The sequence below is a fragment of the Streptomyces sp. NPDC047085 genome (assembly GCF_040643735.1).
In the GTDB taxonomy this organism is placed as follows: domain Bacteria; phylum Actinomycetota; class Actinomycetes; order Streptomycetales; family Streptomycetaceae; genus Streptomyces.
In genome coordinates, this window is record NZ_JBEYUW010000005.1 from 539,021 (window position 1) to 564,080 (window position 25,060).

Sequence of the window (25,060 nt, forward strand, 5' to 3'; positions counted from 1 at the left end):
GGGTGCCCTTGACCGCATGAGAGCGGAACCTCCCCTGACCGGCTGACCAACGCCCAGACTGCGACCGCGGGCGCACAGCCGGCGGTCGCACGTCTGTGCGCAGGGCCCGGCAGTCGCTGCCCCGTTCAGGCGCACGGGTTCGTCCGATTGATCGCTAATATCCGTGCTCCGGTCGCGTCTCGCGGGATCGCCCGCGCTGCCGGATCAAGCTCCTCTCGGGCTCGGGGGAATCCCCGAGCCGGTGGACACGAGGAGCATGTACATGAGTCCTGAGCGCAGGACGGCGTCCCGGCTGGGACCACTGCCCCGTCGAGGCCCGTGGATGAGCGGCAGCGCGCTCGCGTCGCTCGCGCTGGTTCTCGCGGCCGGGGTGGTCAGCCCCGCCGTGGCGGCGACGCAGAGCGTGAGTCGACATGCGAGCGTATCGGTCCGCGGGCACGGCGGGGGTGACGAGTGCAAGCCGGGCCACAGGGCCCTTGCGCGGTTGCCGGGCAACGGTGGCGACGAATGCAAGACGGGGGCGACCGGTCCTACGGGTGCTACGGGTCCGACCGGTCCGAAGGGTGATCCGGGGGCGACCGGTCTTACGGGTCCGACCGGTCCGAAGGGTGATCTGGGGGCGACCGGTGCTACGGGTCCGACGGGTCCGAAGGGCGATCTGGGGGCGACCGGTTCTACGGGTCCGACGGGTCCGAAGGGTGATCTGGGGGCGACCGGTTCTACGGGTCCGACGGGTCCGAAGGGTGATCTGGGGGCGACCGGTTCTACGGGTCCGACGGGTCCGAAGGGCGATCTGGGGGCCACGGGTGCCACGGGTGCGACGGGTTCAACCGGAGCCCCCGGGCCCACGGTCAATGTCGGTGCGAGCCTCGCCGGACCCACGCAGGACGTTCCGACCGGCACCGACACCCAAATCGCTTTCGACACCGTCGTGTACGCCACGAACATGATGTTCGATCCGTCGGACTCGTCTCTGGTGGTCAGCACCCCGGGCCGCTACCTGCTCAAGTCGAGGCTGCTGTGGCAGTTCACGCCGAACGTGGAGGGCGAGCGCGAACTCGCGATCGAGGTCAATGGTGGCCCCGTCGCTGACGACGTGCAGGACACCAACGGTGTGAGCGGCTTCGCCGGAGCCGTGTCACAAGAGGTGTCCACGATCCTCCCCCTGAAGGCCGGTGACCGGATCACCCTCCACGCCTTCCAGACCACCGGACTCAACGCCTCCTCTCTCCAGTTCAACGGGGCGCAGCGTCTGGCCCCGCAGCTCCAGGCGGAGTGGCAGGCGCCGTAAACGGGCGTCCTCGGCCCATGGCGAAGGGGCGCCGACCGCACGGTCGGCGCCCCTTCGCCGTCGTCGAGCTGCCTCAGTTGCCGCTGACAGTGACCTTCTCGTCGTTGTTCAGCTCGTTCACCAGCGTCTTCACCTTCGCCTTGTCCCAGACGAGGTTGCCGCCGGTGGAGCCGGAGATCGGCATGTTCATGGACTTGCCGTCACCGCCGCTGACGCCCTTCATCGCCCAGAACATGGACGCCAGGTCCCACAGGCTCATGTCCTTGTCGACTATCAGGGAGTCCAGGCCCGCCCCCATGACCGGGTAGAACTTGAAGGGGTTCAGGACGGTCGACGGGGTCGCCACCTGGTGGGCCAGCGCGGACAGGAACTTCTGCTGGTTCTTGGTGCGCTGGAGGTCGCTGGTCGCGAAGGCGTGCCGGGTGCGGACGAAGGCGAGGGCCTGCTGGCCGTTCAGGGTCTGCTTGCCGGCCTTGAAGTCGGCGCCGGACCACTTGTCCTTGAAGGCCTGGTCGATGGTGATGTCGACGCCGCCGACCGCGTCCACGATGTTCGCGAAGCCCTGGAAGCCGATCTCCACGTAGTGGTCGATGTGCAGGCCGGTGTTGTACTCGATCGTGCGGACCAGGAGCGTCGGGCCGTCGAACGCGTACGCCGCGTTCAGCTTGTTCGGGCCGAGCGGGCCCTTGATCTTGCCGGACTCCGAGCCCTGGAACTTCGGGATCGTGACGTTCGAGTCACGCGGCAGCGAGATCAGGGTGTCCCCGTTGTCGCCGACGTGCAGGATCATCATCGAGTCGGTGCGCTTGCCCTCGGCGCCACCGGTGTGCAGCTTCTTCTCGTCCGCCTTGGACATGCCCTCGCGGCTGTCCGAGCCGACGATCAGGTAGTTCGTGCCCGCACCGGACTCCGGCCGGTCGATGACCTTCGACAGGTCGACCTCGCGGCGCAGCTTGGAGTCGGCCCAGAAGTAGGTCGCCACCGACGTGACGATGAGCACACCGGCCAGCGTGATCGCGGTCCACTTGATCCGCCGCCGCCAGTTCGGGCGCGGACGGTAGCGCTGCATCTCCGGGTCGGCGTCGTTGTCGTTGGGGACGAAGCCGCCGCCCCCGCCGTGGCCGCCGCCGTAGACCTGGCCCGTGTTGTAGCCGCTGTCGTAGTCGCCGTACTCGTCGTACCCCTGGCCGTCGGTGTACGACGGCTGCTGCGGCACTCCGGCGTTGTACTGCGGCGCCGACGGCCCGGGGGCGCCGTATCCGCGCTGTCCGGGCGGCACCGGGCCGCGCTGCACATGACGCATCACGCGGGCGCCTTCCGGCTGCGCGCCGGCGCTGCCGCGTCCGTAGCGCGGGCCGCGGTTGTCGTCGGACCATCCCTCGGGCCAGTCATTCATGCGCCCCAGTGTGCAGGGCGCCGCCATGTGGCTTACAAGGGATGTCGGAAAATAAGAGCGCCGCTGTTGCGAACCCGACACAAATTCCGTGAATGTCGCTTCGGCATAAGGTAGAGGCCATGACAGACCTGGCCCCGGACGCGGATCCGGACATCGCGGGCAAGCCCACCTCGGCTTCCCGCACCACCCTCAGCCACATCATGACCCACAACGACACCAACCTGCTGGGGACGGTGCACGGCGGGGTGATCATGAAGCTGGTCGACGACGCCGCGGGCGCGGTGGCCGGCCGGCACTCGGGCGGGCCCGCCGTCACCGCGTCCATGGACGAGATGGCGTTCCTGGAGCCGATCCGCGTCGGCGACCTGGTCCATGTGAAGGCGCAGGTCAACTGGACCGGCCGGACCTCGATGGAGGTCGGCGTGAAGGTCCTCGCCGAGCGCTGGAACGAGTCGACACCCGCCACCCAGGTCGGCTCGGCCTACCTGGTCTTCGCGGCCGTGGACGCCGACGGCAAGCCGCGCGTGGTGCCGCCGGTGATACCGGAGACCGACCGCGACCGGCGCCGCTACCAGGAGGCCCAGATCCGCCGCACCCACCGGCTGGCCCGCCGCCGCGCCATCCGCGAACTGCGCGAGAAGCGCGCCGCCGAGGGCTTCGAGGACTAAGACCTCCCACCACCTCCCCGGCTACGCCCCACGCGTCCTGGCCGTCCCCCTACGCGTCCTGGCCGTCCCCCTACGCCCCCTGCGCTCCCGAGCAGACCACCTCGTTGCCCCGGACCACGCCCTGGTCCGTCTGGGCCGTGTCATGGGCCTTGACTCTGCGGACCTTGCCCGTGTCCTGGAAGTCGGCGCCGACGGTGACCTTCAGCAGGGGGCCCCGGCCCTTCACCGGGTGCAGCTCGCTGCCGGGGAGGGCGGCGGCGAGGGAGCGGGCGGAGCGGTCCCAGCGGGGGTCGTAGGAGATCACCGTGTGCGCGGCCCCCTGCTCCTTCGCGGTGACCGGCCGGTGGGTGGTGGCGAAGCCGGTCGCCGCGAGCGCGGCGTCGAGCCGTTTGGCCAGTCCGGCGGTCTCGGTGCCGTTCTCCACCTGGACCCGGATCTGCCGCGGGTCGACCTCGACCGGTGCCGCCGCAGGCCCCTGCTTCGGGCGGTCCATGGCGAGTGGCTTGTCGTCGCGCAGCGACGTGAACAGCCGGTCCGCCTTGACCGGGTCCCACTTCAGGGTCGAGCCGATGCCCTTGACCTGGTAGTTCATCTGCCCGATGGGCACGGTGGTGAACTCCGAGGAGGAGGGGGAGAAGTTCCGCATGGCCCGGCCGAGGTCGAGCAGCTCGTCCGTGCCGAAGCCCTCGTCGGCCCGCACCGAGCCCAGCACCGCCCGCGTCACGTCCCGGAACCGCATCGGGTTGAGCAGCACCCCGGAGGAGGTGGCCCGCTCGATCAGCGCGGCCAGGAACCGCTGCTGCCGCTTCATCCGGCCCAGGTCGCTCGCCCCGTCCACATGCCGGGCACGGACGTACTGCAGCGCCTGCCCGCCCTTCAGGAGGTGGGTGCCGGGCGCGAGGTCGAGCCCGGTGTACGAGTCCTTCATCGGGGTCGGCGTGCAGATCTGGACGCCGCCGAGCACGTCGACCGTCTTCATGAAGCTGGTGAAGTCGACCTCCAGATAGTGGTCGATCTTCACGTGGGTCATGTTCTCGACCGTGCGCACGGTCAGCTGGGGGCCGCCCTCCGCGTAGGCCGCGTTGAGCTTGATGGGGTGCGGGCCGTGCTGCTGCCCGCTGTTCTCGTCGACGTGCGCGGGCACCTCGGCGTACGAGTCCCGGGGCAGGCTCACCACGCTCGCCCGGTCCAGGTCCTCCGAGATGTGCACGATCATGATCGTGTCGGTGCAGTGGCAGGGCGCGCCGCCCAGCCGGTACGCGCGCCGCTCCGCCTCGCTGATCCGGTCGCGGCCGTCGGTGCCGACCAGCAGGACGTTCATGCCGTGGCTGCCCTGGGGCCGGTTCTTCATGTCCTTGAAGGCGTCGACCCTGGCGATGCCCGTGTCCAGTCCGGCGACCACCGCGTGGCCGATCCCGGCGGCGGCGAGCACCACCACGGACAGCGTGGTCAGCGCGCGCATGGCCCAGCGGGGCCGCCTGGGCCGCCTGGGCCGCCCGGCTCTCACCGGCCGCTGGGGCGGCCGTGGCACACGGCGAACCGGTTGCGGTCGGCGCTGCGGCCGGGCGGGGGACCGAGGCGGGCTGGGCAAGGGACACCTCCGGGCTGCGGCCGTACGTGGGATTTGTGTGCACCGTAGGCCGATAGGATCTCCAGCCCGCGTCTCAGCCCCGGCGGCGCGCACCGGTGTCCCCCGTTCGCGGTAACGTGAGCCCCCTATGAACGCCAAGCCCGACGTGCGACTCCCCGCCGTGTCTGTGATCATGCCCGTCCTCAACGAGGAGCGGCATCTGCGCGGGGCCGTCCAAGCGATCCTCGCGCAGGAGTACGCCGGCGAGATGGAGGTCGTGATCGCCCTCGGTCCGTCCACGGACCGCACGGACGAGATCGCCGCCGAGCTCGTGGCCGAAGACCCCCGCGTGCACACCGTCCCGAACCCGACCGGCCGCACCCCCGCCGCGCTGAACGCGGCGATCAAGGCGTCCCGGCACCCCATCGTGGTCCGTGTCGACGGCCACGGCATGCTCTCGCCGAACTACATCGCGACCGCCGTACGCCTCCTGGAGGAGACCGGCGCGCAGAACGTCGGCGGCATCATGCACGCCGAGGGCGAGAACGACTGGGAGCACGCGGTCGCCGCCGCCATGACCTCGAAGATCGGCGTCGGCAACGCGGCCTTCCACACCGGCGGCCAGGCCGGCCCCGCCGAGACGGTCTACCTCGGCGTCTTCCGCCGCGAGGCCCTGGAACAGCAGGGCGGCTACAACGAGGAGTTCATCCGCGCCCAGGACTGGGAGCTGAACTTCCGCATCCGCGAGGCCGGCGGGCTGATCTGGTTCTCGCCCGAGCTGAGGGTCTCGTACCGGCCGCGGCCGAGCGTGAAGGCGCTCGCCAAGCAGTACAAGGACTACGGCCGCTGGCGCCATGTGGTGGCCCGCTACCACGAGGGCTCCATCAACCTGCGCTACCTCGCCCCGCCGACGGCGGTCTGCGTGATAGCGGCGGGCCTGCTGGTGGGCGCGCTGGTGACCCCGCTGGCCTTCGTGATCCCCGGCGGCTACCTCGCGGCGATCGCCCTCGGTTCCGTCCCCGCGGGCAAGGGCCTGCCGCTGAGCGCCCGGCTGCGGATCCCGGTCGCCCTGGCGACCATGCACATGTCGTGGGGCTGGGGCTTCCTGACCAGCCCCAGGTCCCTGGCGAAGCGCGTGATCGCCTCTCGGCGCCCGGCGGTCCTCGAACCCCCCGCCGAACGCGTGTGACCCGGTGAGCATGTGAAGGGGGCCCCTCCAGCCGAGGAGGGGCCCCCTTTCACATGCTCAGCCGCCTACCACTGGTAGGGCTTGTACACGTCCATGCACTGGGAGTCGTCCGAGCCGTTGATGGCGTCGGAGTTGCCGGGCAGGTCGCCGGCCTTCGGGGCGGACTTCTTCGGGTACGTCGTCCCCGTGCGCCAGTCGGCGCCGACGAGGACCGTGACGCCCGACACGTCGGTCGACCTCTCCACGTGGTTCAGCGGGATCCCCAGCGCCTTGGCGACGGCCTGCGCGTCGCCCTCCAGGTCGGCGCTCGGGTAGCGCACCACCGTCTCGTCCGCGGCCGTCGCCGCCGTGGTGTCGGCCGTGGCCCTGCTGTACCCCTTCTCCGCGAGCACCTGGCCGATCGTGCGTGCCCGGCCCCCGACGGCGGCCTGTGTGGAGGACTGCGTGGCGTTCTGCACCAGCACCCCGAGCCGGGCCGGGTCGAGCGACGGGGTCTTCGTCGGCTGGGCCGTGTCCGAGGCCTTCTTCGCCCCCGCCGACCTGCCGTTCTTGTCGAACGACACGTCGTCGCGGAGCATCTGCCATATCCGGTCGGCGCCGGCCTTCTCCGGTACGACGTGCTCCCGGTTCTGCGGGTCGGGGACGTTGGGCATGGTGACCGACGTGATGCGGTCCGACGGCACCGACTTCATCTCCATGCCGAGGTCGTAGAGCTTCTTGACCGTGCCGATCTCCTCGGACACCTTCAGGGACTTTGTGGCCGCCTCGGCCAGGTCCATCAGCCGGCCCGAGTCGGTGAAGACGTTCTGGTGCTTCAGCGTGCGGACCATCGAGTTCAGGTACATGTGCTGGGCGCGGGCCCGCATCAGGTCGCTGCCCCAGGCGTGCCGGGTGCGCAGCCACTGCAGGGCCTGGATGTGCTTGACCTTGTGGTGTCCCGCGGTCAGCTTCAGCCCGGAGCCGCCGCGTTGGGCGGCCGTCGAGCGGTCCCACACGTTCTGGTTCACGCAGACGTCGACGCCGCCGATGGCGTCCGCCATCCGCACCACGCCCGCGAAGTCGATCGTCATCCAGTGGTCGATGTAGACCCCGGTCAGGTTCTCCCAGGTGAGCAGCGTGCAGCCGGCTCCGCCGCGGGCCAGCGAGGTGTTGATGATGTCGTTGGTCGCCGGGTAGACGTGCCCGGTGTCGGGGTCCTTGCACTCGGGGATGGGGACCCGGGTGTCCCGGGGGATGCTCACCATGGCGGCGCTCTGGCGGTCCGCGGAGAGGTGGATGAGCATCTGCACGTCGCCGAGCGGCGGGTTGCCCCGGTTGTCCTTGCTGCCGCCGAGCTTCACGTTCTCGTCGGAGTTACGGCTGTCGGAGCCGATCAGCAGGATGTTCAGCGGCGTCTGACCGGCCGCGTTCGGCCGGGTCCGGTGGGCCTTGGAGTCGTCGCCGTTGGCCCGCTGCCCCTTCTGGATGTTGCTGTTGAGGTGCTGGTAGTACAGGTAGCCGGCGCCTGCCGTGCCCAGTATCACCACCGCGAGGACGATGGCCGACCAGCGCAGCACGCGCCGCCTGCGGTGCCGTCGGTCGGTCCTGCCGCCGCCTCCGCGACGTCCGCCCCCGCGATGTGCGCCGCCGTGCCGCCCGGCGGATCCGTCCGGCGCGTCAGCGGCCCGCGGACCGGTCGATGTTGCGTCGGTCGACGTCGGATCGATCGACGTCGTGTTCTCGACCGCAGGAGCCTTCCCCCGTACATCGCTCTGCGACAACTCCGTGCCTCCCCACCCTGCGCCGGTGCAGCGGGTCCGTCCCGCGCCCGGTTAGACGCACGACGGACCCGTTGGGTTACCTACGAGGCGCACTCGACCTTGTCCGCCGTGGACTGGCCGTCGACCTTCGGGGCCTTCGTCGGCGCGGTGAGGGAGACGCCCGCACCCTTGAAGTCCTTGCCCAGAGTCAGTGTCATCGCCGGCAGCCCCTGCGCGTTGAGCACGCTCTTGCCGGGCTTCAGCGCCGAGCCGGGCAGGCCCATGAGCGCGGCCAGCTCCCGCGCCTGGGACGCCTGGTCGGGCGCGTACTCGAGGGTGGTCTTGGCCAGTTCCGCCGGGGCGTTGCCCGCGTTCTCCGACTTGAGCACGCCCTTCTCGGTCTGCATCCAGTTCAGCGTCTCCTGCGCGCTGCCGGACTTGGCACCGCCGTTGAGGATCCGCACCCGCACCTCGGAGGGCGCGGACCTGCTGCCCTTGAGGCGGGCGGCCTGGGCGTCCTTGGCCGCCTTCTCCTTCTTCTTGACCTCGGTGAAGGAGACGTCGTTCTTGATGGCGTCGAAGACCGCGGGGGCGGTGTTCGGGTTGACGATGACCGTCTTGTGGACGACGCCGTCGGCCGGGTTGTCGAGCACGGGCACCGTCACGAAGGAGATGTTCTTCGGTGGCACCTTCTTCAGTTCCAGCGCGATGTCCTTGAGCGTGCCCACCTTGTTGATGCCCTTGTCGACGGTGAGCGCCTTGGTGGCCGCCTCCGCCAGGTGCAGCAGCTTGGTCGGGCTGGTGAGGGTGTCGCTGGAGGACATCTTGCGCATCAGCGAGCCCATGAACTTCTGCTGCACCTTGATGCGGTCCAGGTCGCCCTTGTTGCCCCAGGCGTGCCGGGTGCGGACGAACGCCAGCGCCTGCTCGCCCTCGATCTTGTGCGGGCCGGCGGGCAGGTTCAGGTGCGAGTCCTTGTCGTTGACAGCGTGCGCGAGGCACACGTCGACGCCGCCCACCGCCGTCGTCAGCGTCTTCACCGCGTTGAAGTCGACCATCATGAAGTGGTCGGGCTGAATGCCGGTGACCGCCTTCACGGTGTTCATGGTGCAGCCGGGGTTCCGGCCCTCCTGGCCCAGGCTCGTGTTGAAGCGCACCCCGTCGGAGCCGGGGATGACCTTCTTGGTGTCGTCGGGCTGGACGATCTCGCAGTCCGGCACATCGACGATCAGGTCGCGCGGGATGCTCAGCGCGGTCGCGTTCGTCCGGTCCTTGGAGACGTGCAGCAGGATGTTGGTGTCCGCGTGCCCGACGCTGCCCTTGTCGCCGTAGCCCTCGTTGCCCTTGCCGGTCCGCTTGTCGGTACCGATGATCAGGATGTTGAAGGCGTCGTCCTTGCTGAAGCCGTTCTTGGCCGCGTCACCGACGTCCACGGCGGTGACGTTGCCCTCCAGGTGCTTGAGGTAGAGGTAGCCGGCGGTGCCGACGGCGACCAGGACGAACGCCAGGCCGCCACCGGTCCACGCCAGCGCCTTCTTCGCCGTCGACTTCTTCTTCACCGGACGCCGGCTGCGCCGCCCCTGCGGCGGCTCCGGCTCGGTGCGGCGGGCGCGGCGCTGCGCGGGCACCTCCGCGTGCTCCTGCCGGGGCGCGCGCGGCTCCCGCGGCTCCCGGGGGCCCGGGCCGCCGTTGCGGGAGCGCGGCACACCGCCGTTTTCACGGGGCCTCGGTCTCCGGGGGCCTGGCACCGACGACTGCGGTGCGGAAGGGCTCAGTCGCAGTTCGTATTCGCCGGTGTTCGGATTGAGCACCCACTGGTCTGCGGGATCGATGTTGTCCGCCCGCCCACGGCCTTGCGCGTCCACGGTTGTCCGAATCCTCCGTCGGGGCCACGCGGCGCCTTCCCCCTCAAAGGCGCTCGGGTCTCGGTGAATCAGTGCACGACCCCAGGTGGGACCTCGCGGCCGGGTGCACCGGATCGCTCACACTATCCGCCCAGTTCAGCGTCGAGCGACGCTGGTGACAAATTCCATGTCCCTACAACCGGGCAATCCACCGCATTCTTCTGAACTGAAGTTCGCCGATTTGGTGTGCCCATTACTCGCAACTGTGCTCGGCGGCGGTGTTCCCGCGGAACGTCGGCGCCGGGGAGGGGTCGCCGCCGGGGCCTCCCGGTGGGGCTTCTTCGGTGAATTCCTGCGAAATGTCCTTCGACACGGCCACCGGCTGGTCCGCCCGCAGCCGCGCGAACAGTTTCTCCGCGGCCGGCTCCACGAGTTGATCGCGATTGGCGTCGTAGACGTACGACTCCCGCGGCACCGTCAGGAACTGCACATGTTCGGTGGGGACATCGCGCAGTCCGCGCGCCAACTGGTACAAACCGCGCAGACTTGCCAGTTCCGGATCCGTGGTGAGCGAGGACGTCGCCGCGTCCAGCACCGGATACAGCTTCACCGGATTCAGCAGGACGTCGTTGCTCCGCACCTTGTCGACCAGTGCGCCGAGGAAGCGCTGCTGCCGCTCCATCCGCTCGGTGTCGCTGCCGTTCCCGAGCGACTTGCGGGCGCGCACGTACCCGAGCGCCTGCTCCCCGTCGAGGGTCACCCGGCCCGCGGGCAGCTTCAGCCGGGCCGCCTTGTCGTCGATCGGTTCCTTCAAGCACACCTGCACGCCGTCGACGGCGTCCACCATGTCCTTGAACCCGCTGAAGTCGACCACCATGTGATGGTCGATCCGGATGTTCGTCAGCTTCTCGACCGTGCGGATCGTGCACGCCGAACCGCCCACCTGGAAGGCGTGGTTGAACATCGCGAACGCGGGCTCGCTCCGGCTGCCGTCCGCCCGCAGGCACCGGGGGATGTCCACCATCAGGTCCCGGGGCAGCGACACGGCGGTGACACTGCTCCGGTTCGCGGCCAGATGCAGCAGGATCGTCGTGTCGGACCGCTCGCTGCCCAGATCCCGTCCGTACTGGGCGTTGCCGTCCCCGGCCCGCGTGTCGGACCCGATCAGCAGGATGTTCTGCGCGCCCCGCACCAGCGCCGTGGGCCGCTCCCGCTCGTAGCGGGCGAGTTCCCGGGCCGCCCGCTCATCGGGGGTGATGTTCCCGCTGAGCTTGGCGTAGACGGCCCAGCCAGCCCCGGTGGCCGCCACGAGCAGCACGATCATCCCCAGCGCCGCCCTCTCGGCCCACCGCCGCCGACGCCGCCGTATGAGCCCCGGCCCGGTCGCGGAGGAGCCGGGACCGGGAGTGAGGGGCCGGCCAGGAGGCTGACCTGGGGACTGGCCGGGGGACTGGCCGGCGGTGTCGTTCACCTGCGTCCCCCTCACGGCGTACGAGGTCACGTCCTGCTCTTACGACCATGGCCGCGAGGGGGATCGGAGGCGCCCTGTATTACTCCATGTGGGTGGCAGTGGTGACGTCGCAGGAGCGCCCTCTCAGCGGCGCAGCGAGCTCACCCGCTCACTCTCGATCCGCTTGGCGAGCCCTTCCTCGTCCAGCCGGTCCAGGTTCCGGCACAGCACCACGGACCCCCCGGCGGCCAGCGGCGCGTACAGCCCCGCGCTGAGCCCTTCCCACGTGTCGTACGGCAGCCCCGACAGCAACCTCGATCCGGGCCCCGTCAGATCCAGCGACGGCGCGTCCGCCACGGCCCGCTCCACGACCTCGGCCCCGCTGAACTCCGCCCCGGCGACGATCAGCGCCGGCTCCTCCGGATCCACCGGAGCGAAGGGTGCGAACCGGTCCCCCTGGCTCGGCACCTCCACCGCGTAGTCGACGAACCCCTCCGGAGGACCCCCCGGGAACCGCCCGCCCAGCGGCCGCAGCGCCAGCGCGACCCGCTCCCCGCGGCACGCCCGCGCCGCCTCCAGCGAGTCCGGCCCGCTGACGACGACATCGGCGGCCGCCGGGTCCCCGGCGACGTCCGCCACCGTGCCCACGGACGCGCACGCGAGCAGCCAGACCGCCGTCTGCCAGTGCGCGGGCAGCAGCAGTGCGACCCGGTCGCCGGGGCCGGCGGACAGCTCGCCCTGGAGGAGATTGGCGGTCTTGGCCACCCAATTGGCGACGGTGGCCACGGACAGTTCGACGCGTTCCCCCGTGGCGTCGTCGTAGAAGGTCACCAGGGGGCGGCCGGGGTCCGCGGCGAGCGCGGAACGCAGCAGGTCGGCAGGGGTGCGATCGGTGGCATTCACCCGCGCAAGGGTACGCCGGGGCGGGTGCGGTCACGGAGCGGCGGGGCCACCGGTTCGGGGGAACGGTTCCCGACGGCCCGTCAGTTCCCTGATGGACAGATTTAAATGACTATGTCCAGGGTCGTGAGCATGCGTGGACTCCTCACGTCCTCGATCGGCGTCACCTGCGCGGCCGCACTCGCACTCCCGTCGGCCGCGCCTGCGGCGGCAGCACCCGCGCGAGTGGAGCGGACGGCCACCCCGGGCCGGGCGGCCGAGGGCGCGGTCGGTGGCAGCACGCAGTCGCTGCCCCTCGTCCCCCTCTCCCGCGACCGAGTCCTCGGCGCCGCCCAGGAACAGGGCCTCTTCCGCGTCGGCGTACGGCACTTCTCGCTGGTCGGTGTGGTCTGGGACGACGCGGACAGAGAGCTGCACGGCACGGTCCAGGTCCTTCGGCGCCGTCGAGATCCCCGAGCTGGGCAGGTGGGCCACCGAGCAGGAACTGGGCCTGCTCACGGGCCAGGTGCCGACAGCTGCTCCCAGGCCCCCTCCGTCATCCGCGGTATCTACCGCTACCACGTCAAGAGCATGGGCTGGCGGGACATCGGCTACAACTTCCTCGTCGACAAGTGCGGAACCATCTACGAGGGCCGGGCCGGCGGCGTGGCGAAGGCCGTCCTGGGCGCCCACACCCTCGGGTTCAACAACAACAGCATGGGCATCGCCGTGATCGGCAGCTTCGGCTCCACCAAGCCGGCCGGCGCCGCGGTGAAGGCCGTACCCGGCTCACCGAGTGGAAGCTCGGCCTCTTCGGCGCCGATCCGCGCGGAAAGACATATCTGACCTCGGGAGGTGGCAATCTCTACCCAAAGGGGAAGAACGTACGACTGAACGTGATCTCCGGCCATCGGGACGGGTATGCCACCGACTGCCCGAGCAAGCGGCTCTACGCCAAGCTCGGTTCGGCCCGTTCCAGCGCGGCCAAGTATCAGGGGCGCTGAGGCCCGGGGGACTTGGGCGGCTTGGAGGGTCTCGGGTCTCGGGTCTCGGGTCTTGTGCGATCCGGCGGCCGGGGGAGCACGTTCACTGCCGTCGGGGCGACGGGTGCGGGCGGAGCGGGATCGGTCGGGGAGACCGTACGCGGATCTCGACGCGGATTTCGCTCGACACCGCGCGGCTATCGAGGGCTCCGTCGCACGGTCTGCATACACTGGCCGGCCGATACGAGTAGTTCGGCCGGTCCCGGCAGGAAGCAGAGACGACAGGTGACAGAAGCGATCCTCCTGGTCGGCGGCAAGGGCACCCGGCTCCGGCCGCTCACGGTGCACACACCCAAGCCCATGGTCCCGGCGGCCGGGGTGCCGTTCCTCACGCACCAGTTGGCGCGGGCCAGAGCCGCGGGCGTGGAACACATCGTCCTCGCCACGAGTTACCTCGCCGAGGTCTTCGAGCCGTACTTCGGCGACGGCGCCTCCCTCGGCCTGCACATCGAGTACGTCACCGAGGAGGAGCCGCTCGGCACGGGCGGCGCGATCCGCAACGTGGCCTCGCGGCTGCACTCCGGCCCCGACGACCCGGTACTCATCTTCAACGGCGACATCCTGACGGGCCTGGACATCGCGGCGCTGGTCGACACCCACGAGTCGACGGGCGCGGACGTCTCCCTGCACCTGACGAAGGTGACGGACCCGAGGGCCTACGGCCTGGTCCCCACCGACCCGTCCGGCCGCGTCCTGGCCTTCCTGGAGAAGCCGCAGACGCCGGAGGAGATCGTCACCGACCAGATCAACGCGGGGGCGTACGTCTTCCGCCGCTCGGTCATCGACACGATTCCGGCGGGCCGCCCGGTCTCGGTGGAACGCGAGACGTTCCCCGAACTCCTCGCCGCCGGAGCCCACCTGCAGGGCATGGTCGACTCCACCTACTGGCTGGACCTCGGCACCCCCGCGGCCTTCGTGCGCGGCTCGGCCGACCTGGTCCTGGGCCGGGCCCCGTCCCCGGCGGTCCCTGGCCGCTGCGGCGACCGCCTGATCCTGCCGACGGCCACGGTCGCGTCGGACGCGAAGCTGACGGGCGGCACCGTGGTCGGCGAGGGCGCCTTCGTAGCCGAGGGCGCCCGCGTCTTCGGCTCCACCATCCTCCCCGGCGCCGTCATCGAACCCGGCGCCGTCATCACCGACTCCCTGATCGGCACCCGGGCCCGCGTCGGCCGACGTTCCGTCCTCACCGGCACGGTCATCGGCGACGGCGCGGTCGTCGGCCCCGACAACGAACTCCGCGAAGGCGTCCGCGTCTGGTGCGACGCCCACATCCCAGCGGGCGCGGTCCGCTTCTCCTCCGACCAGTAGCCACACAGGTGAGCTGGGGGCACCGCCTTAGGGGCTTCGCCCCCAGCCCCACACAACTCGCCGCTGGTCCACCGCCATTCCCTCGGCCGCGGGCCCACCGTGGCTGGTCGCGCAGTTCCCCGCGCCTCTAGGGAGTCGCAGCCCCGTCCGCCGCATAGGCGCCGTAGCCCCGTAGCTGGAGCCCGTAGCCGTCGCTAGAGCCGCAGACGGCAACGGGCCCGCCGTCCCCGCATAGCTGCGGGCAGTCGTGCCGCCAGGGCGGCGCCCGTCCCGAAGAAAGGCGGCACCCCGCCAGCGCGGGCAAGCGAACCCCACCCCCCGCCCAGCCGCCGCACAGGACGCCGCAGCAACGCCCCTACAGCAACCCGATATCCACCCGAGGCATCTTCGGTGCCCTCCGCGCCGGCCCCTTTCCGCTCAGCAGAATCAACCGCGCCGCCCGATGCCGCTGCCCCGCATACGGCTCAAGCAAGCGCAGCATCTCCGCATCGTCGGCATGCCGGTCCCCCGCCAGCGCCCACCCCACGATCCCCGGCAGATGCAGATCCCCGACGGTCACCGCATCCGGCGCCCCGTGACTGCGCTGCACGACCTCCGCCGACGTCCACGGCCCGATCCCCGGGACGACCTCCAACCGCGCCTGCGCATCGGCCGCCGGCATCCCCACCGCCTGCTCCAGCCGCGCAGCGACCCGTACGGCACGCAGAATCGTCGACGCCCGCTTGTCGTCGACCCCGGCCCGATGCCATTCCCAGGACGGAATCAACGCCCAGGTCCGCGCCGCCGGCATCACCCACATGGGCCGCTCGCCCACCCCCGCGGGCCCCGGCGCCGGCTCCCCGAACCTCCGCACCAGCAAACGCCACGCCCGATACGCCTCGTCGGTCGTGACCTTCTGCTCCAGCACAGACGGAATCAACGACTCCAGCACCAGCCCGGTCCGCGTCAGCCGCAGCCCCGGCCGCCGGTGCCGCGCCAGCGCCACCACCCGGTGCCGGGGCACGAACGCGTCCGGATCGTCGGCGGCCCCGAGCAGCTCCGGCAACCGCTCCAGCAGCCACTCGGCCCCCGGCCCCCACGCCTCGCCGCGCACCTCACCGCCGTGCCCGTACACCCGCAGTGTCCCGGGCCCGGCGGGCGTCCGGCTGGCCCGCCACACGGACCCGTCCCGCGTCGCCCGGAACGTCGGGTCGGCGGGCCCGCGCCGCAGCGGCCCGAGCACTAGCCCGAGATCCAGCGGCCCGTCCGGTACCCACGTACGCACCCGGGCAGGGCCCACCGCCTGCCGCGGCACCCCGGAGGCCGCTACGGGCACGGCGACGTCCCCACCGCGCACGGTCGTACGCGTGGGCCGCGGAGCGAAACGTCCTGCCACGAGGGAGTCCTAGGGGGTCCGGGGGAGAGGGGGAGAGGCTGCTGCTGTCCTACGAGACTAGGCGAGACCACACGGCCGTACGGGACATTCCGCCGTGACGGGACACTCACCGCACCTCGATGAACGCCTCCGCATCCCGCTCCGCCCGAGCCCTCGGCTCCTCCGCCGGACGCCCGATCGCCACCGCCCCCATCGGATCCCAGTCCGCCGGGAGCCCCAGCACCTCGCGCACCACGTCCCGGCAGAACATCGTCGACGACACCCAGGCCGACCCCAGCCGCTCCCCGGCCAGCGCGACCAGGAAGTTCTGCACGCCCGCGCCCGTCGCGACCACGAACATCTCCCGCTCGGCGCCGTCCCGCCGCGCGTCGCCGTAGGTGTGCGAGCCGTCCATGACGAGGCACGGCACGACCAGGTACGGCGCGTTGCGCAGCACGTCCCCGCGCCGCACCCGCTTGGTGATGGACTCCTCGCTCTTGCCGTCCCGGCGCAGATCGGCGATCCACGCGTCCCGCATCGCGTCGAGCAGCCGTACCCGCGACTCCGCCGACTCCAGCAGCACGAACCGCCACGGCGTGGTGTGGTGCGGCGCCGGCGCGGTCAGGGCCGCGGCCACCGCGCGGCGCACCGCGCCGGGGTCGACGGGATCGTCGGTGAAGGCCCGTACCGTACGCCGCTGGGTCACCGCCTCGCGGACCGCCTCGGACGTGCCGAGCCGGAACATGTCGTCCTGCGCGTTCCGTACCAGCGCCCGCGCCCCCTCGCCCTGGTCCTCCACCGGGGTCACCACCTGGGGCAGCCCCCGCACCACGGCCACCGGCCGCCCCGCGGCCTTGCCCTTGACCAGGTCGCCCGCCGCGGCCAGCTCGTCCGCCGTCGCGACGACGGTGGCGACGAGCGGGTTGCCGTACGCGTCCGTGCCCCCGCGCAGATCGTCCAGCACGCGCACTCCGGCGGCGCCGATCGCCACGTCCGTGAGCCCCGCGCGCCAGGGCCGCCCGAACGTGTCGGTGACGACCACCCCCACGTTGACCCCGAGCGTGTCCCGCAGCCCCTCGCGGATCGCGCGCGCGGACGCGTCCGGGTCCTCGGGCAGCAACAGGACCGTGCCGGCCGGGGTGTTGGACGCGTCGACCCCGGCGGCCGCCATGACCAGGCCCTGCCGGTTCTCGACGATGCGGAGCGTGCCACGCCGGGCCACCACCCGGACCGCCTCGGCGTCGATCGCCGCCTCCCGGTCGGCCGCCTCGACGATCCGGCCCTCGGCCTTGGACACGATCTTGGAGGTGACGAGCAGCACGTCCCCGTCGGCCAGGGCCGGCTCCGCCGCGGCGATCAACTTGGCCAGATCGTCGCCCTGTTGCACCTCCGGAATCCCGGACAGCGCCCACACCTCGTACCCGGGCCGCTCCTCACCGGCGTATCCGAGCTGCTCCTCGCCGGTCCGGCCGGGGGGTTCCTCGCTCACGCGCCCCGCACCTCCTCGGCCAGCGCCAGCGCCTCCCGGGCCATCTGCGCGGCCGCGTCCAGGTCGGTCATCATCAGCGGTACGGCCTTGCAGCGGATGCCGTCCGCCTCGACCCGCTCGACCACGTCCGCGTCCACGGTGTCGACGAGCCAGCCGTCCAGCAGTCCCGAGCCGTAGTGCGCGGCCACCGCGGCGGCCGTGGACTCCACGCCGACGGCGGCGAGCACCTTGTCGGCCATCCCGCGCACCGGCGCGTCCCCGACGATGGGGGACAGGCCCACCACCGGCACGCCCGCCTCGGCGATCGCCTCCCGGATGCCGGGCACGGCGAGGATCGTGCCGATGGACACGACCGGGTTGGACGGCGGGAAGAGGATGACGTCCGCCTCGGCGATGGCCTCCAGCACCCCCGGAGCGGGCTTCGACTGCTCGGCGCCGACCGGCACGACCGCCTCGGCCGGGACCGAGGCGCGCAGCCGTACCCAGTACTCCTGGAAGTGGACGGCTTTGCGTTCGCCCTCGATCTCGACGGCGACGTGGGTCTCCACGCGGTCGTCGGTCATCGGGATCAGCCGCACGCCCGGCTTCCAGCGGTCGCACAGCGCCTCGGTGACCGCGCTCAGCGGATAGCCGGCGCCCAGCATCTGCGTCCGCACGATGTGTGTGGCGAAGTCCCGGTCGCCGAGCCCGAACCAGTCCGGGCCGACGCCGTAGGCCGCCAGCTCCTCCTTGAGGTGGAACGTCTCGTCGGCCCGTCCCCAGCCCTGCTCCTCGTTGATACCGCCGCCCAGCGTGTACATCACCGTGTCGAGGTCCGGGCAGACCTTCAGCCCGAAGAGATGGATGTCGTCGCCGGTGTTGCCGATGACCGTGACGTCCGCGTTCGGCACGGCCCGCTTCAGACCGCGCAGGAACCGGGCACCACCGATGCCGCCTGCCAGAACCACAATGCGCATGGGGCAAGTCTGGCAGGCGGGTACGACAGTGCGTCAGGTGGCCGATGGGTCATTCAGGCGGTGACCGCGCGCGGCTCGGTACGCGCCGCGCAGCTGGGGGAGGTGTGCATCGGCATCTCGGTCAGACCCGGGTAGTACACGTGCAGGCTCACCGCGGGCTCCAGCGTGTCGTTGACCACCTCGTGCACGTAGCCCGGTGCGAACACCCGCTGTGCGCCCTCCGCCAACGCGCGCGTGCCGCGTTCGGTGCGCTCGGTCAGCTTGCCCTCCAGGACGGTGAGGACTCCGGAGGAGCGGCCGTGGTCGTGCAGCCCGCTGCCCTGCCCGGGCACCCAGGACAGCAGCCACACCTCGTACCCGGGGCCGGTGCGCAGCCGGTGGTACCAGCGGGTGGTGGCGTCGTACTGGACCAGGTGCGCCCACTGGTCGCGGTCGGCGGCGATGGCGCGGGCGAGGCCCACGTACTCGGCGACGGTGGCGGGGTGCTCGCGCGGGGGCTGGAGCAGGTGCTGGACTTCGAGGATGTCGCCGGCGATCTGGAGGTCGTTGTCGCTGTTCATCGGGGTGCGGTGGTTCCTCGGTGAAGAGTGGGGGCTGGCTGGGTGTCGCGTGGCGTCCGCCCGGGTCACGGGCGTGCGGGGTGTCCTGGAGGAGGGTTCAGGAACGGGGAAACGCGGCCGGGCCGAGATGGGCCCGGGGACAGCTGGAGCGCGTTGGGCTCAACAGCTGGGACAGCAACAACAGCAACAGCGCGCGCGAGCAGCACCGAGGGACCCGGCGATGCGGGTCGAGGCGGGTGCCAAGTTCGCGAGCATGCCCACTAGGACATCGGTTCACACCCACACTGTCAACTCGACGCCCGGTATGTGCGACATGTTTCACCTCATCCGGTACGGCTCTCAGGTGAAAGGTTTGTTCATCCGACCCCCGGGACACATGGCGCACATCCGAGTGGTCGAGCCTCCCGGAACGCGATCGAACGCGGGGGCGTCCTTCTTCGTACAGAGCCTTGTACGGGTCCGCTGCCCCTCCGGGCCCTCGTCTGCATGTCAAGGTTTATGGCGATTTGAACACTTTCCGCACGGCCTTGGTTCCGCAGAGTGAATAACGGGCTCAATAGCAGATCTCGGCTTGACTCGCCCGGAGCAGCACACTTGTAATTTCACTCGTGTCGTTCAGCCGAAATCGGTAACGGCTACACACGGGGACGCGAAAGACAGACGAGGGGCGCACATGACCGAGCTGGTGCAGCAACTGCTGGTCGACGACGCGGACGAGGAACTCGGCTGGCAGGAGCGCGCGCTGTGCGCCCAGACCGACCCCGAGTCCTTCTTCCCCGAGAAGGGCGGCTCGACCAGAGAGGCCAAGAAGGTCTGTCTCGCCTGCGAGGTCCGCTCCGAGTGCCTTGAGTACGCCCTCGCCAACGACGAGCGCTTCGGGATCTGGGGCGGTTTGTCCGAGCGTGAGCGCCGCCGGCTGAAGAAGGCCGCCGTCTGAACACACATTCGCACCAAACCATCACGAACGGCCCGTCACCGGTGGGTTATCCACAGGCGGCGGGCCGTCGTCATGGTCAGCCGATAGTGTGGTCGCTCGTCCGAGACGCCCCGCTGTCCCCTCGACGCACGAGGAGACACAGGCGTCCACCGCAGTCCATCGAACCGGGGCCCGTACCTCGATGACCGTGCACAGCCATACGGCAGCCCAAGACCAGGCTGCCCTCCCTGAGTTCCCGCGTCATGTGGTGACCGCGGTCCTCGTCTCCCACGACGGCGCCCGCTGGCTGCCCGACGCGCTCGCCGGGCTGCTCGGCCAGGAGCGCCCGGTCCAGTACGCGGTGGCGGCCGACACCGGCAGCGCGGACGAGTCCGCCCAGCTGGTCACCGACGCCCTCGGCGAGGGCAACGTCCTGCACCTCGCCCGCCGCACCGGCTTCGGCCAGGCCGTCGAGGAGGCGAGCCGCACCGCGCCCGTCCTCACCCCGGACGACCTGCCGTACCTCAAGCGCCCCAGCGGCTGGGACCCGGTCACCCGCACCTGGCGCGACGACGCCTACGACCTGCCCGAGCTGCCCTACGGCGAGCCCGTCCAGTGGCTGTGGCTGCTGCACGACGACTGTGCCCCCGCACCCGACGCCCTCGCCCAGTTGCTCCGGGTCGTCGAGAACGAGATCGAACTCGGCCGCGACGACGTGGCGATCGTCGGCCCCAAGCTGCGCGGCTGGTACGACCGCAGGCAGCTTCTGGAGGTCGGCGTCTCCATCGCCAACTCCGGCCGCCGCTGGACCGGCCTGGACCGCCGCGAACAGGACCAGGGTCAGCACGACCACGTCCGCACCGTCCTGTCCGTCTCCAGCGCCGGCATGCTCGTCCGCCGCGACGTCTTCGAACAGCTCGGCGGCTTCGACCGCCGGCTGCCCCTGATGCGCGACGACGTCGACCTGTGCTGGCGCGCCCACAAGGCGGGCCACCGCGTCCTCGTCGCCCCCGAAGCGGTCGTCCGGCACGCCGAGGCCGCCTCCCGCGAGCGCCGCACCGTCGACTGCGCGGGCCGCACCACCGCCTCCCCGCACAAGGTCGACAAGGCGGGCGCGATCTACACCCTCCTCGTCAACACCCGTGCCGGGGCCCTGCCCTGGGTGCTGCTGCGACTTGTCCTCGGCACCCTCCTGCGGACCCTCGCCTACCTCGTCGGCAAGGTCCCCGGGCAGGCCGTCGACGAGATCCGAGGTCTGCTGGGCACTCTGCTGCGGCCCGAGCGGATCCTCGCCGGCCGGCGCCGCCGCGGACCCTCCCAGATCGACAAGGCCGAACTGCGCCGGCTCTTCCCACCGCCCGGCGCGACCATCCGCGCCACCGTGGAACAGATCGCGGGCAACTTCTCCGGCGGCACCGACAGCGACACCTCCTCGGCGGGCCGGCACGGCGGCGCCGTGGAGTCCGGCCCCGGCGGCGACGACGCCGACTTCCTGGAGATCGAGCAGTTCGCCCGGCTCAAGCGCATCGCCCGCAAGCCCGGCCCGGTGCTCTTCCTGGCCCTGCTGGTGATCTCCCTCGTCGCCTGCCGCGCCCTGCTCGGCGGCGGCGCGCTCGCCGGCGGCGCCATGCTGCCCGCCCCGGCCGACGCCGGCGACCTGTGGTCCCGCTACGTCACCGCCTGGCACCCGGTGGGCGCCGGCGGCACCCCCGCGGCGCCGCCCTACCTCGCCGTCGTCGCGACCCTCGCCACGATCCTCTTCGGCTCCACCGGACTCGCCGTCACCGTCCTGCTGGTCTGCTCGGTGCCGCTGGCCGGCCTCACCGCCTACTTCGCCTCCCGGCCCCTGGTCAGCTCCCGCCTGCTGCGCGCCTGGGCGGCGATCGCCTACGCCTTCCTGCCCGCCGCCACCGGCGCCCTGGCCGGCGGCCGCATCGGCACCGCCGTCCTCGCCGTGTTCCTGCCGCTCATCGCGCGCGCGGGCATCGCCGCGAGCGGTCTCGCGAGCCGCTCCGGAGCACGCGGCAGTTGGCGCGCCACCTGGGCGTACGCGCTGCTGCTGACCATCACCACCGCGTTCACGCCGATCGTCTGGCCCATCGCGCTGATCCTCGGCCTCGGCCTGCTCGCCGTGCGCCGCACCGACCTCGTCGCCACAGGCCTGCGCCTGCTCGCCCAGCTCGGCACCCCGCTGCTGGTCCTCGCCCCCTGGTCGCTGACCCTGCTCCCGTTCGGCTTCTTCAAGGAAGCCGGCCTGGAGTACGGCTCCTCGGCCGCCTCCGCCACGGACCTGCTCGGCGCCAGCCCCGGCGGCCCCGGCACCGTGCACGGCCTGATGCTCATCGGCATCGTCCTCGCCGCGCTGGCCGCGCTCCTGCGCTCCGAGCGGCAGTTGGGCATCCGGACCGCCTGGGCCGTCGCCCTGGTCGGCCTCGTCTTCGCCGTCCTGTCCAACCACTCCACCTGGGCCGGACCCGCCACCCTGGTCTACGGCATCGCCCTGCTGGCCGCCGCCGCGCTCGGCGCCGACGGGGCACGCGCACGCGTGGCCGAGCAGAGCTTCGGCTGGCGCCAGCCCGTCGCCGCCCTGATCGCCTTCGCCTCCGCAGCGGGTCCGCTGCTGGTCGCCACCGGCTGGATGCTCGGCGGCGCCGACGGCCCGCTGGAGCGCCGCGACCCGGTCCAGGTCCCCGCGTTCGTCGCCGAGGACGCCACCACCCGCGACCAGGCCCGCACCCTGATCCTCGACAGCGACTCCACCGCACGCGTGCGCTACACCCTGGTGCGCGGCTCCGGCGCCCGCATGGGAGACGCCGAACTCGCCGCCGCCGACGGGGAGAACGCGAAGCTCGACAAGATCGTCGCCAACCTCGTCGCCGGCTCCGGCGCCGACCAGGCCGGCCAGCTCGGCGGCTTCGCCGTGCGCTACGTCCTCGTCCACAAGGGCGCGCCCCGCGAGATCAGCCGCGTCCTGGACGCCACGCCGGGCCTGAGCCGGCTCAGCGAGCAGAACGGCAGTGCCCTGTGGCGCGTCGACCAGCAGGTCTCCCGCGCCACCATCGTGCCCGCCGGCGGCTCCGGCACCACCCAGCCCGTCGCCGCCGGAGCGGTGGAGATCCACACCACCGTCCCGTCCGGCTCGGGCAGCCGCGTCCTGCGCCTGGCCGACGCCGCCGCCGACGGCTGGACGGCCACCCTGGACGGCAAGCCGCTCACCCGCACCACCGTCGACGGCTGGGCCCAGGGCTTCGAACTCCCCTCGGGCGGCGGCAGGCTGGACGTCACCTACGACGCTCCGGTCACCCACACCGCCTGGCTGTGGGCCCAGGGCCTGCTCGCGGTCGTCCTCGTCGTCCTCGCCCTGCCCGGCCGCCGCCGCGACATCGACGACGACCTCCCCGAGGAGCAGCCGCTGCCCGCCCAGGCCACCGCGGGTGAAGGCCGCCGAGCCCGCCGCCTGCGCGCCCAGGCCGAGGAACAGGCCGGCCCCGACGAGGCGGACCTCGAACAGCCGGCCCCCGGCAGCACGCCTCCTCCTCCGGAGGAGGCCCCGGCCGCCGCTGTCCCGCACCAGCAGCCGTACGGCGACTGGGACGCCGCCTCCTACGCGGACGCCGACTACCCGGGCTACGGCACCGGCCAGTACCAGGACCAGTACCAGTCGGCCGGCTACGACCAGCAGGCGTACCAGCCCGACCCCTACCAGTCCGGCCAGTACGACCCCTACGCCTACGGCGGTACGGCCGACGCCTATAGCGGTACGGCCGAACAGATGCCGTACGACCCGGCGTCCTACCCCCAGGGCTACGACCCGGCCCAGCAGCCCTACGGCACCGGCAGCGAGCGCCCCGACGGGAGCCAGCAGTGAACCGCACCACCCTGTCCCTGATCGCCGGCACGGCCGCGCTGGCCGCCGTCACCGCGTTCGCCGCACTCGACACGCCCTCCGCGTCCGGCGCGAGCCCCGCCAAGGCGGCCGCCGAGCTGCCCGTGGAGCGCACCAGCCTGCTGTGCCCGGCGCCGAGCATCTCCGACATCGCCGACACGGCGTACACGTCGTTCACGCCCGTCACCCAGGGCGCGGACAGCGGCGGCAAGGCCGAACTCCAGGCGGCCGCCGAGCAGTCGGCGGACGGCACGGACAGCTCCCAGACGGGCAAGGGCAAGGACTCCAAGAAGGGCGCGGACAAGCCGGTCCTGACACCGAAGGCACCCGGCACACCCGCCACCGGCGACAGCTCCGGTGCCGAAGCGCCCGCCCTCGTCGGCACCGCCGACGGGAAGTTCGCGCCCGGCTGGACCGTCCAGGAGACCACCGAGGTCGCCGCCGGCACCGGACGCGGTCTCCTGGGCGTCACCTGCACGCCCGCCGACACCGAGTTCTGGTTCCCGGGCGCGAGCACCGCCGCCGACCGCACCGACTACGTGCACCTCACCAACCCCGACGACTCCGCAGCCGTCGTCGACATCGAGCTGTACGGCAAGGACGGCGCGATCAAGTCCACGGTGACCGACGGCTTCACGATCCCGCCCCACTCCAGCAAGCCGATCCTGCTCTCCACGCTCACCGACCAGCGGCAGCCCGACCTGACCGTGCACGTCAGCGTACGCAGCGGCCGGGTCGGCGCGGCCGTGCAGGCCCTCGACGACAAGGCGGGCGGCGACTGGCTGGCCGCGTCCACCGACCCGGCCGGCAGCCTGGTCCTGCCCGGCATCCCGAAGGACGCCACCGACGTCCGCCTCATCGCCTTCACCCCCGGCGACGCCGACGCGGACCTCAAGGTCCGCCTGGCCTCCCCCAGCGGCATGTTCACCCCGGCGGGCAACGAGACCCTGCACGTCAAGGGCGGCATGACCACCGCGACCGACCTCGGCGCGGTCACCCGCGGCGAGGCCGGCTCCCTCGTCCTCACCCCCACCGACCAGTCGGTCCCCCTGGTGGCCGCGCTGCGCGTGGTCCGGGGCAAGGGAGACAAGCAGGAGACGGCGTACATCCCCGCCACCGCCCCCGTCGGGCGGCGCGCCACCTCCGCCGACAACAGCGCCAAGGGCACCACGCTGTCCCTCGCCGCTCCCACGGCCACCACCACGGTGAAGATCACCGCCTCGGCGGGCAGCGACGGCGGCACCCCCGTGACCAAGACCTACACGATCAAGTCCGGCACCACCCAGGACATCCCCGCCCCCGTCCCCTCCGGTCTCAAGGGCACCTACGCCCTCACCCTGGAACCCCTCTCCGGCGGCCCCCTCTACGCCTCCCGCACCCTCACCACCACCGCCTCCGGCATCCCCGCCTTCACCATCCAGACGCTCCCCACCGACCGAGGCCTGGTCTCCGTCCCAGAGACAGACGAAGACCTCTCGGTCCTGCAGAAGTAGAAGGGGCCGAGAAGCGCCACAGCGGTCGT

Annotated in this window: 17 protein-coding genes and 1 pseudogene; 8 read left to right on the forward strand and 10 right to left on the reverse strand. The window is 71.7% G+C overall.

What is annotated here, in order from left to right; translation table 11 throughout:
* Positions 1-946 precede the first annotated feature (946 nt).
* A complete protein-coding gene (locus ABZ865_RS21155) occupies positions 947-1,291 on the forward strand; it encodes a hypothetical protein (protein WP_361232178.1) in 345 nt (114 codons plus the stop codon).
* A 73-nt stretch (positions 1,292-1,364) separates the two neighbouring features.
* Here the strand turns inward: ABZ865_RS21155 and ABZ865_RS21160 are convergent, their stop codons facing one another.
* On the reverse strand, positions 1,365-2,687 hold the full coding sequence (locus ABZ865_RS21160) for an LCP family protein (RefSeq protein WP_361232181.1): 1,323 nt from the start codon (positions 2,685-2,687) through the stop codon (positions 1,365-1,367).
* Between the two features lie 92 nt (positions 2,688-2,779).
* Between ABZ865_RS21160 and ABZ865_RS21165 the strand changes: the two genes are divergently transcribed.
* Positions 2,780-3,355: an acyl-CoA thioesterase gene (locus tag ABZ865_RS21165; RefSeq protein ID WP_361232184.1), complete on the forward strand. Its 576-nt coding sequence runs from the start codon at positions 2,780-2,782 to the stop codon at positions 3,353-3,355.
* 70 nt (positions 3,356-3,425) lie between these two features.
* Here the strand turns inward: ABZ865_RS21165 and ABZ865_RS21170 are convergent, their stop codons facing one another.
* Entirely contained in the window at positions 3,426-4,817 is a 1,392-nt protein-coding gene (locus tag ABZ865_RS21170; protein ID WP_361232187.1) for an LCP family protein, read from the reverse strand.
* Between the two features lie 256 nt (positions 4,818-5,073).
* On the opposite strand from ABZ865_RS21170, the gene ABZ865_RS21175 reads away from it, so the two are divergent.
* Positions 5,074-6,114 (forward strand): glycosyltransferase family 2 protein, encoded by a 1,041-nt coding sequence (locus ABZ865_RS21175; protein ID WP_361232190.1) that lies wholly within the window; start codon positions 5,074-5,076, stop codon positions 6,112-6,114.
* A gap of 65 nt (positions 6,115-6,179) precedes the next feature.
* On the opposite strand, the gene ABZ865_RS21180 is transcribed toward ABZ865_RS21175, so the two are convergent.
* From ABZ865_RS21180 to ABZ865_RS21195, 4 genes are all read right to left on the reverse strand, one after another.
* Positions 6,180-7,874 carry an LCP family protein gene (locus ABZ865_RS21180; RefSeq protein ID WP_361232192.1) on the reverse strand — a complete coding sequence of 565 codons (1,695 nt, stop codon included), beginning with the start codon at positions 7,872-7,874 and terminating at the stop codon, positions 6,180-6,182.
* Between the two features lie 80 nt (positions 7,875-7,954).
* Positions 7,955-9,718: an LCP family protein gene (locus tag ABZ865_RS21185; protein ID WP_361232195.1), complete on the reverse strand. Its 1,764-nt coding sequence runs from the start codon at positions 9,716-9,718 to the stop codon at positions 7,955-7,957.
* A 232-nt stretch (positions 9,719-9,950) separates the two neighbouring features.
* Entirely contained in the window at positions 9,951-11,168 is a 1,218-nt protein-coding gene (locus tag ABZ865_RS21190) for an LCP family protein (protein WP_361232198.1), read from the reverse strand.
* A 123-nt stretch (positions 11,169-11,291) separates the two neighbouring features.
* Positions 11,292-12,050, reverse strand: coding sequence for a TIGR03089 family protein (locus ABZ865_RS21195; RefSeq protein WP_361232201.1), 759 nt, complete (start codon positions 12,048-12,050; stop codon positions 11,292-11,294).
* 129 nt (positions 12,051-12,179) lie between these two features.
* On the opposite strand from ABZ865_RS21195, the pseudogene ABZ865_RS21200 reads away from it, so the two are divergent.
* Together ABZ865_RS21200 and ABZ865_RS21205 are read left to right on the forward strand one after the other, a co-directional pair.
* A pseudogene (locus tag ABZ865_RS21200) lies at positions 12,180-13,030 on the forward strand (N-acetylmuramoyl-L-alanine amidase).
* A gap of 264 nt (positions 13,031-13,294) precedes the next feature.
* Positions 13,295-14,377: an NDP-sugar synthase gene (locus ABZ865_RS21205; RefSeq protein ID WP_361232204.1), complete on the forward strand. Its 1,083-nt coding sequence runs from the start codon at positions 13,295-13,297 to the stop codon at positions 14,375-14,377.
* A 355-nt stretch (positions 14,378-14,732) separates the two neighbouring features.
* Here ABZ865_RS21205 and ABZ865_RS21210 read toward each other — a convergent pair whose 3' ends face one another.
* The 4 genes from ABZ865_RS21210 to ABZ865_RS21225 form a co-directional block, all read right to left on the reverse strand.
* Complete coding sequence (locus tag ABZ865_RS21210; RefSeq protein ID WP_361232207.1) at positions 14,733-15,752, reverse strand: DNA-3-methyladenine glycosylase 2 family protein; 1,020 nt, start codon at positions 15,750-15,752, stop codon at positions 14,733-14,735.
* A gap of 106 nt (positions 15,753-15,858) precedes the next feature.
* Positions 15,859-17,145 (reverse strand): coenzyme F420-0:L-glutamate ligase, encoded by a 1,287-nt coding sequence (locus tag ABZ865_RS21215; protein ID WP_361232320.1) that lies wholly within the window; start codon positions 17,143-17,145, stop codon positions 15,859-15,861.
* 71 nt (positions 17,146-17,216) lie between these two features.
* Positions 17,217-18,176 (reverse strand): 2-phospho-L-lactate transferase, encoded by a 960-nt coding sequence (gene cofD / locus ABZ865_RS21220; protein WP_361232211.1) that lies wholly within the window; start codon positions 18,174-18,176, stop codon positions 17,217-17,219.
* A 53-nt stretch (positions 18,177-18,229) separates the two neighbouring features.
* The gene (locus tag ABZ865_RS21225; RefSeq protein ID WP_361232214.1) at positions 18,230-18,736 is read right to left on the reverse strand and encodes a cysteine dioxygenase family protein; all 507 of its coding nucleotides are present in this window, start codon (positions 18,734-18,736) and stop codon (positions 18,230-18,232) included.
* A gap of 673 nt (positions 18,737-19,409) precedes the next feature.
* On the opposite strand from ABZ865_RS21225, the gene ABZ865_RS21230 reads away from it, so the two are divergent.
* The 3 genes from ABZ865_RS21230 (at position 19,410) to ABZ865_RS21240 (ending at position 25,031) form a co-directional block, all read left to right on the forward strand.
* Positions 19,410-19,673 (forward strand): WhiB family transcriptional regulator, encoded by a 264-nt coding sequence (locus tag ABZ865_RS21230; protein WP_003975777.1) that lies wholly within the window; start codon positions 19,410-19,412, stop codon positions 19,671-19,673.
* Between the two features lie 181 nt (positions 19,674-19,854).
* Positions 19,855-23,520, forward strand: a complete 3,666-nt coding sequence (locus tag ABZ865_RS21235; RefSeq protein ID WP_361232217.1) for a glycosyltransferase — start codon at positions 19,855-19,857, stop codon at positions 23,518-23,520.
* Entirely contained in the window at positions 23,517-25,031 is a 1,515-nt protein-coding gene (locus ABZ865_RS21240; protein WP_361232220.1) for a DUF5719 family protein, read from the forward strand. Before ABZ865_RS21235 ends, ABZ865_RS21240 begins: the two co-directional genes overlap by 4 nt.
* The last annotated feature ends 29 nt before the right edge of the window (positions 25,032-25,060 follow it).